Source organism: Sphingobacterium spiritivorum ATCC 33861, assembly GCF_000143765.1.
In the GTDB taxonomy this organism is placed as follows: Bacteria; Bacteroidota; Bacteroidia; order Sphingobacteriales; family Sphingobacteriaceae; genus Sphingobacterium; species Sphingobacterium spiritivorum.
This window is the reverse complement of sequence record NZ_GL379770.1, coordinates 1,138,198-1,151,402: the sequence shown is the minus strand read 5'-3', so window position 1 is coordinate 1,151,402 and position 13,205 is coordinate 1,138,198. Positions and strand designations below refer to the sequence as shown.

At 38.5% G+C, this 13,205-nt stretch carries 18 protein-coding genes; 7 read left to right on the top strand and 11 right to left on the bottom strand.

Annotation, left to right across the window (positions count from 1 at the left end; translation table 11 throughout):
• Positions 1–53: 53 nt before the first annotated feature.
• The 4 genes from HMPREF0766_RS04975 (at position 54) to HMPREF0766_RS04960 (ending at position 3,166) form a co-directional block, all read left to right on the top strand.
• Positions 54–995 carry a hypothetical protein gene (locus HMPREF0766_RS04975; protein ID WP_002994305.1) on the top strand — a complete coding sequence of 314 codons (942 nt, stop codon included), beginning with the start codon at positions 54–56 and terminating at the stop codon, positions 993–995.
• Positions 996–1,309: 314 nt separating this feature from the next.
• Positions 1,310–1,693 (top strand): VOC family protein, encoded by a 384-nt coding sequence (locus HMPREF0766_RS04970; RefSeq protein ID WP_002994301.1) that lies wholly within the window; start codon positions 1,310–1,312, stop codon positions 1,691–1,693.
• A 17-nt stretch (positions 1,694–1,710) separates the two neighbouring features.
• The gene (locus tag HMPREF0766_RS04965) at positions 1,711–2,586 is read left to right on the top strand and encodes an AraC family transcriptional regulator (protein WP_002994299.1); all 876 of its coding nucleotides are present in this window, start codon (positions 1,711–1,713) and stop codon (positions 2,584–2,586) included.
• Between the two features lie 85 nt (positions 2,587–2,671).
• Complete coding sequence (locus HMPREF0766_RS04960) at positions 2,672–3,166, top strand: VOC family protein (RefSeq protein WP_002994297.1); 495 nt, start codon at positions 2,672–2,674, stop codon at positions 3,164–3,166.
• A 363-nt stretch (positions 3,167–3,529) separates the two neighbouring features.
• Here HMPREF0766_RS04960 and HMPREF0766_RS04955 read toward each other — a convergent pair whose 3' ends face one another.
• The gene (locus tag HMPREF0766_RS04955; protein ID WP_002994295.1) at positions 3,530–3,880 is read right to left on the bottom strand and encodes a hypothetical protein; all 351 of its coding nucleotides are present in this window, start codon (positions 3,878–3,880) and stop codon (positions 3,530–3,532) included.
• Position 3,881: 1 nt separating this feature from the next.
• Positions 3,882–4,340, bottom strand: coding sequence for a hypothetical protein (locus tag HMPREF0766_RS04950; protein ID WP_138944198.1), 459 nt, complete (start codon positions 4,338–4,340; stop codon positions 3,882–3,884).
• A gap of 197 nt (positions 4,341–4,537) precedes the next feature.
• On the opposite strand from HMPREF0766_RS04950, the gene HMPREF0766_RS04945 reads away from it, so the two are divergent.
• Positions 4,538–4,795 carry a hypothetical protein gene (locus HMPREF0766_RS04945; RefSeq protein ID WP_002994291.1) on the top strand — a complete coding sequence of 86 codons (258 nt, stop codon included), beginning with the start codon at positions 4,538–4,540 and terminating at the stop codon, positions 4,793–4,795.
• Between the two features lie 7 nt (positions 4,796–4,802).
• Here HMPREF0766_RS04945 and HMPREF0766_RS04940 read toward each other — a convergent pair whose 3' ends face one another.
• From HMPREF0766_RS04940 to HMPREF0766_RS04930, 3 genes are all read right to left on the bottom strand, one after another.
• Positions 4,803–5,348 (bottom strand): GNAT family N-acetyltransferase, encoded by a 546-nt coding sequence (locus HMPREF0766_RS04940; protein ID WP_037459601.1) that lies wholly within the window; start codon positions 5,346–5,348, stop codon positions 4,803–4,805.
• A gap of 103 nt (positions 5,349–5,451) precedes the next feature.
• A complete protein-coding gene (locus HMPREF0766_RS04935) occupies positions 5,452–5,907 on the bottom strand; it encodes a DUF5004 domain-containing protein (protein WP_002994287.1) in 456 nt (151 codons plus the stop codon).
• 59 nt (positions 5,908–5,966) lie between these two features.
• Positions 5,967–6,530: a Crp/Fnr family transcriptional regulator gene (locus tag HMPREF0766_RS04930; protein ID WP_002994285.1), complete on the bottom strand. Its 564-nt coding sequence runs from the start codon at positions 6,528–6,530 to the stop codon at positions 5,967–5,969.
• 74 nt (positions 6,531–6,604) lie between these two features.
• Here HMPREF0766_RS04930 and HMPREF0766_RS04925 point away from each other — a divergent pair, with 74 nt between their 5' ends.
• Both HMPREF0766_RS04925 and HMPREF0766_RS04920 read left to right on the top strand, forming a co-directional pair.
• Complete coding sequence (locus HMPREF0766_RS04925; protein ID WP_002994283.1) at positions 6,605–7,297, top strand: HAD family hydrolase; 693 nt, start codon at positions 6,605–6,607, stop codon at positions 7,295–7,297.
• A gap of 128 nt (positions 7,298–7,425) precedes the next feature.
• Positions 7,426–9,024: a serine hydrolase domain-containing protein gene (locus tag HMPREF0766_RS04920; protein ID WP_002994281.1), complete on the top strand. Its 1,599-nt coding sequence runs from the start codon at positions 7,426–7,428 to the stop codon at positions 9,022–9,024.
• Positions 9,025–9,477: 453 nt separating this feature from the next.
• On the opposite strand, the gene HMPREF0766_RS04915 is transcribed toward HMPREF0766_RS04920, so the two are convergent.
• From HMPREF0766_RS04915 to HMPREF0766_RS04890, 6 genes are all read right to left on the bottom strand, one after another.
• The gene (locus tag HMPREF0766_RS04915; RefSeq protein ID WP_002994278.1) at positions 9,478–9,759 is read right to left on the bottom strand and encodes a hypothetical protein; all 282 of its coding nucleotides are present in this window, start codon (positions 9,757–9,759) and stop codon (positions 9,478–9,480) included.
• Positions 9,753–10,838 (bottom strand): RHS repeat-associated core domain-containing protein, encoded by a 1,086-nt coding sequence (locus tag HMPREF0766_RS21810; RefSeq protein WP_002994276.1) that lies wholly within the window; start codon positions 10,836–10,838, stop codon positions 9,753–9,755. Before HMPREF0766_RS21810 ends, HMPREF0766_RS04915 begins: the two co-directional genes overlap by 7 nt.
• 83 nt (positions 10,839–10,921) lie before the next feature.
• Entirely contained in the window at positions 10,922–11,431 is a 510-nt protein-coding gene (locus tag HMPREF0766_RS04905; protein ID WP_002994274.1) for a hypothetical protein, read from the bottom strand.
• A 1-nt stretch (position 11,432) separates the two neighbouring features.
• Positions 11,433–12,371: an RHS repeat-associated core domain-containing protein gene (locus HMPREF0766_RS04900; RefSeq protein WP_002994273.1), complete on the bottom strand. Its 939-nt coding sequence runs from the start codon at positions 12,369–12,371 to the stop codon at positions 11,433–11,435.
• 52 nt (positions 12,372–12,423) lie between these two features.
• Positions 12,424–12,678, bottom strand: a complete 255-nt coding sequence (locus HMPREF0766_RS04895; protein ID WP_002994271.1) for a hypothetical protein — start codon at positions 12,676–12,678, stop codon at positions 12,424–12,426.
• Between the two features lie 98 nt (positions 12,679–12,776).
• Entirely contained in the window at positions 12,777–13,205 is a 429-nt protein-coding gene (locus tag HMPREF0766_RS04890) for a DUF5958 family protein (RefSeq protein ID WP_002994269.1), read from the bottom strand.

The window sequence follows — 13,205 nt, the reverse complement described above, 5'->3', positions numbered from 1 at the left end:
ATTTAGCTTTATTGAGTTATATTATTGATTGGATAAATCCATAAAATAAAAAAATGGCACAAAATGCAATCCGTAGATTTACACTATTAGGTTTGTTTCTAATAATTTGTAACTCATATTTATTTGGACAGGTAAAATATTTTATAATTGAACCCGAGAATGAAGATCAAAAATATGATTTACATACTTACAAACTAGCTACAAAAACTTTATATGGAATAGATAATAGTGTAGAACTCTATAATATTGTATATATAAATAACATCTACGATAAACATGAAGACTCAGAAAAGAATCTCATATTGTTTTCAGTATTGCCAAATTTAGAAGGCGGCAGTGATAATTGGAAAGAAATTAGCTTAGATACCATACAATCTAAATTGTTACCTATTGGAAAGCTTAAAAACCTTTTTCAACGAAATACAATGTCTATATTCTCTGAAAAATATGGTGAAAAAACAAAGTATTTTAATGAATATAAAATAGTGATTAAAAAAGAAGGAAAGTATTTTACCCCTTATAATTGTCTTTTACAATTTTATGCTATCAGAAATAGATCAGAAATTTTCAGCAATGTTTATGGAACTATCAATACTAAATTAAATCCTGTAACTGTATCCGATTTCGAATTAATATTTGAGTCTACTTATCCTAAAACCTATTTTCCTATTTATACTCTACCCAATGAAAGGCATACAGCTACCCTTGACCGTCTTAGAGACAGAAGAGAATATCTTTCTAAAAAATGGAAACTTAAAGACGGAAGTATTGCATTCCAATTTTGGACATATACTGACTGGCATGAACCTGATTTTTATTATGAGTATGAAAGGGGTATCGACCGGTTTGTCTATATACCCGACAAGGGAATTGTAGGAGGCTCTTTTGACTTTTACTTCTATTATCATCGACAAAAACTGGGCATGACAACTCTGGATTTTAAGAATAACATTAGAAAAGAAAAAGTCATGCTTGCTGAGGAATATAAACATTAGCGTTTCATAAGATATCTTAACATCATTAATATGCACATCATTTCAAATTTATGGCCATTATTTAATCTGGCACTAATCGTATTTATTATTTTCATAGTCTATTACTTAGCATTAGTTTTCACAAAACGTTTTTTAAAACTATATCAGGAGCGCAACGAATATCTGAAAGAAATAGCAGATCATCTTAAAGTTATCAGCAATAAGAAATAAACTTCCTTTAAAGACTTTTCTCAGACATAAATTACGGATAAGGATCTTTATATTTAAATCCATTTTAATACAGGTTTATTAACACATTTTAATTGCAGTATACTATGTCTTCCAATCCGGTTGTTTATTTTGAAATTCCCGTTCTTGATTTGCAACGTGCGCGTATATTTTACGAATCAGTTTTCGGTTTTGAGTTTGAAATGGATAATATTGATAACAATGAAATGGCGATCTTTCCTTTTAAAGAGGAAGAAAAGGGAATATCCGGAGCTTTGGCTAAAGGTGAGATCTATCAGCCTTCTCTGGCCGGCATTCTGGTCTATTTTTATACACAGGATATTACAGAAACACTGAATACTGCCGTTCAAAATGGTGCAGAGATACTTTATCCGGTGACCTCTAATGGTCAGTGGGGTTTTGTTGCTGAATTTAAAGATAGTGAAGGCAACAGAATAGGACTGCATCAGGCTCTTACCCATGAGGGATAATATAATATCCATAGCCTATGCTCCTGTCCATTAACGATTTCTCAGAAAAATATACCTTCACCCAGGATACAATATTGCTAAAGCCTGCAGAATTTGCCTTTGTCAGACTCCATGCTTTAGCTGAAGAAATTGTTGCTGCCCGGAATAATTTTTATATGATTATCCTCGGTATAGAAGGACAAGGTCATGCAACCGTGTCCCGGCATCAGTTTGATATCCGGCCTTCCTCCATCTCCATCATACCAGCAGAGACCAGCTACAGTTTGCAGCATTACAGTGCAGATTTCCATGCTGCTGTCTTAGTTTTTGATAGCGATTTTATAAAAAAAGGATTTGTCAGAAGCGAAGTCATGGACGAACTTTTGTATATCAATCCGGAGTACCCACCTGTCTTTGATCTGCCGGAAGCAGATTATCAAGATACCCTGTATAAGCTAAATCGCATACAACACGAGATCAGGTTACAGTCCCCCTTCTTTCCGGATATTATCCGGCTCTATGCATTGCAACTGCTGTATGATTACAACCGTATCTGTGAGATCTGTTTATTAAATTCAGGCACGGGGCTCAACAGACCTTTTCAGATTCTGCACGAATTCAGAAAACTGGTAGAACAGCATTTTAAAGAATGGAAAACCGTAAAGGACTATGCCGAAATATTGCATATTTCTCCCAAATACCTAAGCGAATGTGTCAAAGGCCAACTGGGCGTCCCTGCTATCCATATTATTCAACAGCGGATAATTCTGGAGTCTGAACTCCTGCTCAACTACGGTTCTCTTAGTATCAAAGAAATTGCAGAGGAACTGCATTTCGATACCGCTTCTCATTTTTCCAGATATTTTAAAACAGCAAAAGGAATTTCGCCAACAGAATTTCGCCAAAAGCCGTAAAATTGGTACGTCATACCGTAGTATCGATATTGTACTGCAGTCCCAAACAGGCGACTTTTGTATTGTTATCAAATACAATACATTTATGAAAAAATCAACATTCATTTGCCTTACTCTTATCCCTCTTCTTAGTACTATGGTAAACAATCCTGTGTATGCACAATCCTCAACCTTAACAAAAGCAAAAATAAAAGCAGTACAATTCCGGATAGCAAGACCGACCAACAACTTAAAAGAAGTTGTTCGATTCTACACGGAAGGCTTAGGTTTGCCACAGATAGGCGCCTTCAAGGGACATCAGGGATACGATGGTGTCATGTTAGGGCTTCCGGACAGCGGACATCATCTCGAATTCACTCAATATGCAGATCCTGTTTCACTGCCCGCTCCTACAAAGGAAAATTTACTGGTGCTATATTATGATATTCCGGAACAGTATGAAGCAGCCAATAAAAGATTACAGGACATGAATATTCAAGCTGTGGCACCTGAAAATCCATATTGGGAAGGAAAAAGTAAAACCTATGAAGATCCCGATGGCTGGCGGGTTGTTTTATTTAACGGAATATATACACCCTAGATATTTGCCTGTTAAAGGCACAAACAAAATGCTTGCGTCAGAGCAGGAACAACGGTTAAACCTATGTTAATTCCCTCCTTTTCAAGGAGAGAGCCCAAAGGGCAGAGAGGTTACAAACATTAAACTATAAAGGCACAAGCAACATGTCTGCGTCAGCGTAGGAACAACGGTTAAACCTATGTTAATTCTCTCCTTTTCAAGGAGAGATGCCCAAAGGGCAGAGAGATTACAAACATAAAACTACAAAGGCACAAGCAACATGTCTGCGTCAGCGTAGGAACAACGGTTAAACCTATGTTAATTCTCTCCTTTTCAAGGAGAGATGCCCAAAGGGCAGAGAGGTTAGAAATTTATCCTTGTTACTTAGTTCAATTCCCGTACAGTGATATACATCTTTCCCTCCGTATCTTTCCAGCTTTCTCCACTTACTGTAATGGTGTCTCCTACCTCATGAGATTTATATGTACTGTTACCCTTTTGCAGATTTACAATACTGATCGTCGCATAACAGACCGATCCGTCTGTTGTATTCAGGATAGCAGTATATCCATCTTTTCCTTTTACGATCTCTGTTATACGCCCTGTTAATTTTATTGTGTTCTGCATATCCTGAGTTCCCTCCTGTTCCTGAGTTTTGCCCTTTTTTATGGAACAACTGCTTAAGCTGAGCACAATTGCGAGGAACCCGGCAACAGCTATATCTTTTATTCTCATACTATTTTTTCACCAAAGGCATTTCAGCAATAAAATGTAATTTTTCTGGTTCTTTAAAAACCATTTTTCCATCCCGTTCTTCAATATCTCCATACCCTTCGATTACTGTATCACCTTTAAACTTAAAAGCCACCTGACGCACAGAAGTTGTACCCTCAGACTGAAAGGTATAGTCAGCCAGCAACAGGCTGTCCGTCAATACGCCCTCAATGCTTCCGGTATTGCGGTCTTTTTCCTTAATCTGGTAAGCCAGTTCGCCTGTCACCTTACCTTCCAGATTTGTCAGTTGAAGCACTATAGTATCTCCGTTATTCTGATAGCTGTACGTTACAGGTACAGGATTGCTATCTGCGTTAGTAATACTATCCTTAGTGGATTCAGACCGGCCTGAAGATTGGCAGGATACAAGTAATATTCCGGATGTCAGGATTAAAATTCCTTTTAAAATAGATCTTCTCATACTGTTGTTTTTCATTTGATAACCACCTTTGTACTTTTTTAAAGTAAGCTCTAAGCTAAGAAAGTAACAACAGACAGCATATGTTGTTTCAAAAAACTTTCATTAACGGTCTGTGTTTCCCCCCTTTCTATATTTTTTATGCGGTCTGTGTATCGTATTCCCTTTCATATTCGTTCTGTTAGCAAATCAAATACGATATGAAACCTATACTTTACTTATCCTTTATCTGCCTGTTAAGCAGTTGCAATGCCGTTAAGCAAAATACATCGAAACCTAAAGAGCTCATCAGAGACTGTCCCGAAGAAAAGATCACCAACAAAATGCCCGGCCCGGCTGTAAAAGGAGAAAAAGAAAAAAGCTATTATATCTACAAAGGCAAACGTAAAGAAATAAGCGACTTTGACGCAGCATGGATTTCCCAAAACTGTGAGGTCAAAGAAACAGTTGTCTATTAATCGTACTTCAGGAATTACCCGGGGTCGAAAGCCAGGACTCTTTAGTAATGTGATAAACGACGTTTGTACGGGATGGTTCGCCATAATAGGCAACCTCCCGCTTACCCACACTTACTCCCCCGATTCGCTCAACGGCAGTCTGTGAACGGATATTATCTGCTCCGACATGCAGATACACCGTATCTACATATTGGAAAATATAATCCAGCATCATCTTCTTGACCGCAGGATTAATTCCTTTACCCCAATATTTCGTCGCGTAAAAAGTATAGCCGATCAGAATGCTTCTGGCTTCTTCGTCATAGTCATAGAAGCGTGTACTTCCGGCGATCTCCCCCGTCTGCTTATCTATAATTTTGAAAGCACCTTTGCTGTTCACAGCACCTTCAAAAAACAACCGGAAAACCTCTCTCTTCCATCGATCCTTATTAGGATGCTGTTCCCATATTTTTTCATCTGAAGCAGCAGCATACAGCGGTTCAAAATCAGTTTCGGATAAGGGGACTAAGGCTACATAGTCATTTTCTAAAAGGGGCTGAAGGGAAAAGTTCATAGTTACAAGTGAAAAAGTATCATCAATAGTATCAAAAATAAGAGATTTTAAACCAATCCGATTACTTTCTTTCAAAAAATAAGATCGAATATATCGACATCTGTTATCTTATCCGGATATAACTTTCAATAATCTCATGATCTACATTTAATTCAGGAATATGCTCAATTCCTTTCTGAATCAGGGTATCTCCTTTCATCGTCAGCGTAAAATCAAAACTTTTACCTTCCCAATCCCGCAGACTGCAATACTGCAGGTTCTCCCGATACTGGTCTCCTTTCAGAATATATTTGCCCGATCCGCTCACAAAAAATGCTGTACTGTCTTTGCCTTTACTCTTGTCATGATTGAAAAAAGCAAAATCAGTATCATTAAACATTTTGATCATCTCCGTTTTACTGGTATCCGTAAAAGCTATGGTGGTATCTTTTTCTTTTATCGTCTTACTTTCGATCAATTTCCAGCTGCCGGACAGCGTGTTTATTTTTTCCTCAGGAGTATTGTTGCAGGAAGCCAATACGCACATTGCAATCAGCGGACTAATAAAGATTGTTTTCATAAGGTTGATGTTACTGGTTAGTGTGTTAAAGATACTATTTTTTATTATCTCTCAGATACTTATTTCAGACTCTTTAACGTCCTGTTCAGACTTCGTATAGTAATACCGAGATAAGCAGCCATATCCTCTTTGGAGATATCCAGCTGCTGATCGGCCTGTAGCTGAAACAACTTGGAAAGGTTGTATTCGACCGTATACAATTGCTGGAAAGAAGCCCGGCTGCTGGTGTTCACAATACGGCTGGAAAACGATTCCATAAGTAGCCGGTTAAATACAATATCTTTTTCCAGCAACATTCTGAAATACGGTACAGCAATAGAAAAAGCTTCTGTTTCAGCGAGTACCTCTATACTGCACAAACAATTGATGCGACTGATGACCTCTACTTCGCCCAGTATTTCTCCTTTCCCCAAGAATTCAACCACGAATTCCTTACCATTTTCCTCTCTGAAATAACACTTCGTAATACCATCATTCACAATAAAGAGTCTGGACAAGGGATCTCCCTGCTGCAACAGCAGTTGTCCCTTTTCAAATTTGCGTAAGATAATATCGTCTTTACGATCCTGACCATTGTAAAGATTGCTGATATAGGATAAAAGATCCAGATTAGTTCGTACCATATGGCTTGGGACAAATGTCCTTTTTTGAAATTATTTATATGTGCAACTTCGCAAATGAAAAGTAAAGATTAAACATGAAAAATCAAATACAGGTTATCGCTTTTGATGCAGATGACACACTTTGGGTTAATGAACCTTATTTTCAGGAAACGGAAAGAGAATTTTGCAATCTTCTGCAAGACTATCTGCCTCATCATACCATCTCACAGGAACTCTTTCGTACAGAAATGAAAAACCTACACCTCTATGGTTATGGGGTAAAGGGATTTATGCTGTGTATGATTGAGACCATCGCACGTGTATCGCATGGAACAGCATCTTTTAAGCTTATAGAAAAGGCAATCGCATTAGGTAAGGATTTATTACAAAAACCCATAGAACTCTTACCCGGAGTAGAAGAAACTCTTCAGCAACTGCAAGGCAGGTACAAACTGGTGATGGCAACCAAAGGAGATTTGCTGGATCAGGAGCGTAAATTGAAAAAATCAGGATTAGAAAGCTATTTCCATCATATCGAAATTATGAGCGACAAACAGATTCCTGATTATCAGAAACTCCTGAAGCATCTGGATTGCCAGCCTCAACACTTTCTGATGCTCGGCAATTCGATTAAATCGGATATCCTTCCGGTACTGGAGATCGGAGGACATGCGGCGCATATCCCCTATCATGTCACCTGGACGCATGAACAGCATGAACATCGCCTCGAGCATCCGCAATTCGTTGAATTAAGCTGTCTGGAAGATATACTTCCACATGTTGCTTAGGATATTCAGGATAAGAAAGGGATTGGAAATAATCCGGTCTTGGTTATGATCAGCCAATATACGGATGAAGTATTTTTCATATATTAGTATAAGCAAAAATTACAGTTGCAGGCTTTTATAAATCTTCTATGAAAAACATTCTGATCCCTTTTATATTAATACTTGGTATTCAGGTACACTTGTATGGTCAAAAAACTAAACGTATAGATGAACTCCTCACCCATTATGAAAAGGCATCCCAATTTAACGGAACCGTCCTGGTGGCAGAAAAAGGTAAAATAATTTTCGAAAAAAGTTATGGCTACAAAAACGCTCCGAAAAGGGAAAAGAACACTAATAACAGTATCTATACGATATATTCTACAACTAAAATATTCACATCAACTGTCATTCTCAAATTAGCGGAACAAGGTAAACTTTCTTTATCGGATAAGCTCTCCAAATATTTTCCGGAATTGCCGTACGGAGATCAGATAAATATTGAAAATCTGCTGAATCATACTTCCGGAATGCCAGGCGCAGACGATGCGGATTACACGATCAATGAAGAGACGTTTTTACCTTTTATTTCCGGTAAAAAGGTTGATTTTGCGCCTAATACCAGTTGGAACTATTCCAACTCCAACTATTACCTGCTGGGCTATATTATCAGAAAAGTCAGCGGAATGGATTATGACAAAGCGATAAGCACCTATATTTTCAACCCCCTGCAGATGACAAATAGCGGCTTTGATTTAAAAACGCTGCAGAATGAAAACAAAGCACTTGGATATGAATTTTTATCGGATAAACATTCCAATGAAGCCTTACGCTTCAAAACTGCTCACCCTTTTGGTGCCGGTGCTATGTACTCTACTGTAGAAGACCTGTGGAAGTTCAACAGAGGCATGAAAAACAATAAAATTCTGAAGCAAGCTACTCTGGAAAAGGCACAGGTACCTTATCAGGACAAACATTATGGCCTCGGTTATGAAATTGACTCTCTGTACGGTAAAAAAAGAATAGGCCACAGCGGTGGAGGTCCCGGCTACAGATGCAGATATTTTAATTTTCCCGAGGATGATATTACCTTTATCCTCCTCTGTAATGCTGAAATGAATCCTGTGGATTTCATAACGAGTAAAATCACTTCTATTCTATATAATAAACCTTACGAGATCCCGCAGAATGCGTCTGTATCGAATGACTCTTTGCAAAAACTGGAAGGCATCTATTCCTCAAAAGATCATGACTTCTGTGTTAAGATCATCGACGGACTGGTTATATTTAATGAGCGGAATTATCCGCGCAATCAGCTTTTCCCGATATCCGCGAATAAATTCCAGTTGAATGACAATTTTACATTTACATTCAAACCCACACCTACAGGAGAAATCGATTCGCTGCTCATCAACTTTCCGAATGGAAATAAATTAGGCGGTAAAAAAGTAAGTAACACTTTTGTCTGGGGAATAGCAGGCTCCGCTACTCCGAACGGATCGGAAGGTCTGGATATTCCGTTGAACAGAGATAAGGACAAACCCAATATCTACTACCTGAATAATTACAAACTGAATACGGGCGATCTGAGATTCCGCCTTAACAATGATCCTAGCAACAGCTATGCGCTGAATAATACCGGAGAACTGACGTATAACGGATATGATATCAAAGTTCAGGAAGGAGTATATGATATTGTACTGGATATGACAGATCAGGTTTCGCCCCGTTATACTATAACAAAATAAGGTTATCATAAAAAGTTGTTCAGGCCTGCAAGCCTGAGCAGTTTTAAAGTGTAATAGCCACTACCTGATCTGACAGTTAGATTCTCTCGGCATAAGCGTCCGCTTATGATTAATTACAGCAAAAGCTCCGCTCCGCTAATACTTGCGCTATAGGGGGTGTAACCAATCTAATCTTATCCCCTCTCAAAATCATCCTATCAAGAAACTTGGTGTTTGCGGTCCATTGCTCTGCTGCCGACATCTAATCCCAAACACTTGTCGGTATTTGAAATCTTCTTGCTCCTAACTCTGTCGCAAGTTCTGTGTAAGCTGGATAGTGACCTAAAACAGTTGTTACCGTCTTAGCAGCAGTGACTTCCCTTGCACCAAAAAAAATCACTGTCTGCTGCATTGGTATTCGCCACAAAAAACAGCATCAACGAGACCAAGTACAGCCACTTTCTAACTTTATTACTAAAATAGATTATAGACATTTTTCTCTTTTAAAAACTCAATTATATCTAAATCTGATATCATTGTTTTTGTTCTATCTGATACACTAGGAATATCAATACCATACAAATATTGGATTAATTGCCATATAAGCTCTTCGTTTTCTTTTGGCTCAAACTCAAGCTTTCCGCCATCAAATAATTGCATCATTTCCCAGGCCCATCTATCAGCCTCTGAATATGATAAGCTTCCATTTAAAACAGAAGCATATTTTTCTAAAACTATGTTAACCGATACTACCATTTTCCTAAGTAACCTCCTGTACCGTTAAATAAGTAATGTGTTTTAACGCCTGTGTCAAATTCGGGTCTTACTTGAATGACACCACCATTAGGATTTAATGTTTCAAACCAAGTACGCTTACCTCCTGTCGCTGGGTCCCATTCTCTAACCATTCTAAAAGAATTGGCATCCCCTCTGTTTAAAGTAGCTTGCCCATAATATCTAAATCTTCCATTAGCTAGTTCTTTAAATTCTCCTGCCCTATATTTTTCAAGCTGTTCTAAATGCTGACTTAACTTTACTCCATTCGTAGATAAACTAGCACCACTACTTCCCTCCTTAGCAAAAGCATTGTATAATGATCCTACCCTGCCGATTACTTTGATTGTAGCGATTTCTACAACTCCGAAGTTAGCAATATTCCGACTAATTGCCAGCGAAGTAGTTGGATTGGATAAATCATTGTAATTCGTATTGGCAAGCATCTGACTGTAGTTATACATCATTTGCCGGTGCGAATAACTTGTTCTGTATGGATCGGGCTTAGTTGCACTAAGAGTCGGTTGTTGGATATGATCTACTCGGACTCCAAAAGTCTCATAAGCCGGTTTTGCCTTCACTACTCTGGTTACAACAGCCTCTTCCAATACAATTCTTGCGGCAACATCCTCTTTACTACTGAAAACTCCCTTGAGCCATCCCCATAATCCTCCGCCATCATTCCAACCCCCATTCGGATCTACTCCGCTTACCGGATTATTACCCATACCTACATAAGGAGAATAATACTGTCCGTAAGGATCTACAGTAAGCCAGCGACCTATAGCTGCATCGTAATTACGAAGTTCAAAATTGTTCCAGCCGGTCTCACCATCTTTTTCGGCATATTGTCCCTGATAACCATATCTGCCTTCTACTCCTCCCGAACGCAGCACCATCCCAAACGGATAGTAATCCGCATAATACACAACATCAGCTTCTCCATTTGACAGTTTATTGCGGTTGATCACTACCCGGGTATTACCCAGATGATCTGTCAGTGTGTACTGATAATTGCCAGCCTGCCTGTAATAAGTCCCTATCCTATTGGCGGCATACACAGGTTGCTCTGCTAATCGTATAGCTCCCTCTGATCCGGCATTATCTTGGTGGTAACTAGGCTCCTGAACTAGGGTTTGAGTTATTAAGTCAATTCTATGACCCTATTTTCTTCGCTGGTTTGTATTGACAACAAATTATCTTTAATGCTAAAATCTTCTATGAGGCCAAATAATTCAGCTCTCACAATATCGCCATTGTAGTTTATTATTCTCAAATAGGCCTCTTCCAAAATAAGCAGCTTGTCATTGCTGATTAGATACAACCCTACTAGTGGTGTGGTAGTTTCGAGTGATGTTTTAATGTTTAGACTTTCATCTATTAAATAAATGTTTGTACCTGTGTCCAATACAAATATATTCTCCCAAAACAAAAAGTTCAAATTATCTTCACTCTCATCACTACTAAAGGATAAAACAAATTGCTTTTCTTTTGTTAATGAATGATAGCAAACATAACAATAATAACTATCGCCAAGCGTATCTTCAATGGACAAACTTCTTTCAGCTTTTTGGTTTTTAAAAAAAGTTGATGCTTCTTCCACAAACGAAAATCTGAACACTTTTAAATATCTATTTTTAATGACTTGTTTCATATTATTTTCCGCCTAATAATTTAACTGTTATCAATCTATTCCCATCCCATATACTTTCTACTTTAATACCTCCGTTAGGCCCCATTAATAAAGATTCTCGCAAGTAACGGCCATTAGACTGAAGTATTCCTTTACTACTATTATAAACTCCTTGCAAATGACTATTTAAATAAGACCTTCCCGCTGCATTATCAAAAATCCCTACACTTTCAAGTTGTCTTAACATTCCCGTTGAACGTTCTATATTATGGGCTGATCCTGTTGCCTTACCAAATACATACTCTAACTTAGTTCCAATGTTAGCTCCCTCCTTACCAAAAGCATTATACAATGATCCTACCCTGCCGATTACTTTGATTGTAGCGATTTCTACAACTCCGAAGTTAGCAATATTCTGACCAATTGCCAGCGAAGTAGTTGGATTGGATAAATCATTGTAATTCGTATTGGCAAGCATCTGACTGTAGTTATACATCATTTGCCGGTGCGAATAACTTGTTCTGTATGGATCGGGCTTAGTTGCACTAAGAGTCGGTTGTTGTATATGATCTACTCTGACCCCAAAAGTCTCATAAGTCGGTTTTGCCTTCACTACTCTGGTTACAACAGCCTCTTCCAATACAATTCTTGCGGCAACATCCTCTTTACTACTGAAAACTCCCTTGAGCCATCCCCATAATCCTCCGCCATCATTCCAACCCCCATTCGGATCTACTCCGCTTACCGGATTATTACCCATACCTACATAAGGAGAATAATACTGTCCGTAAGGATCTACAGTAAGCCAGCGACCTATAGCTGCATCGTAATTACGAAGCTCAAAATTGTTCCAGCCGGTCTCGCCATCCTTTTCGGCATATTGTCCCTGATAACCATATCTGCCTTCAACTCCTCCCGAACGCAGCACCATCCCAAACGGATAGTAATCCGCATAATACACAACATCAGCCTAACCGTTTGACAGTTTATTGCGGTTGATCACTACCCGGGTATTACCCAGATGATCTGTCAGTGTGTACTGATAATTGCCTGCCTGCCTGCCTGCCTGCCTGCCTGTAATAGGTCCCTATCCTATTGGCGGCATACACAGGCTGCTCTGCCAATCGTATAGCTCCCCCGGATCCGGCATTATCATAGATGGCCATCAGACTGCCACCTGCATCATAGCTATAATATGTCACAGAACCTGTACGATGATCCTGCTTCCGGATGCGGTTGCCCGATTCATCATACACAAAGCTAAGCATTACTACAGATTTTCCGGCATCGCTATAGATCTTACTGACTTTACCACTTTGGTATAAGCACCGCTTCGCTAATGCTTGTTCTATAATAGACTTATCAATTAAGAAAATTGATTTATAACCTTTTTGACATTCTCGTCTTTAGAAAGATCCCAATACCACCATTTATTAGGATCGTTCCTTTCTAATTTAAACCTCCGCTGATAAGAAACTCTAAATAAGCTTAAAAACAATTTTAGAACCTTTTCTTTCTCTCTTGCTGGTAGCTCTGCTATCTTTTTCAAATTATGATAAGATACCCCCTTGAGCAAAAGAACACAGGGCGTAAATGTTGGCTTTAGCCCACTTTCACGTATAGCATCGCCGATATCTTCATCGATAGGTTTTGATTGTAAAACCAAAAAGAGCAGGTCATTTAAAAATTTATTCTTGTCCATCAGGTCAAACAACTGAAATTTATCAAGTAAAACTTCATAGCTAGCCAAACCCTGACCAAACTTATTTACCAGTATTTCATCTTGCAGCATCAT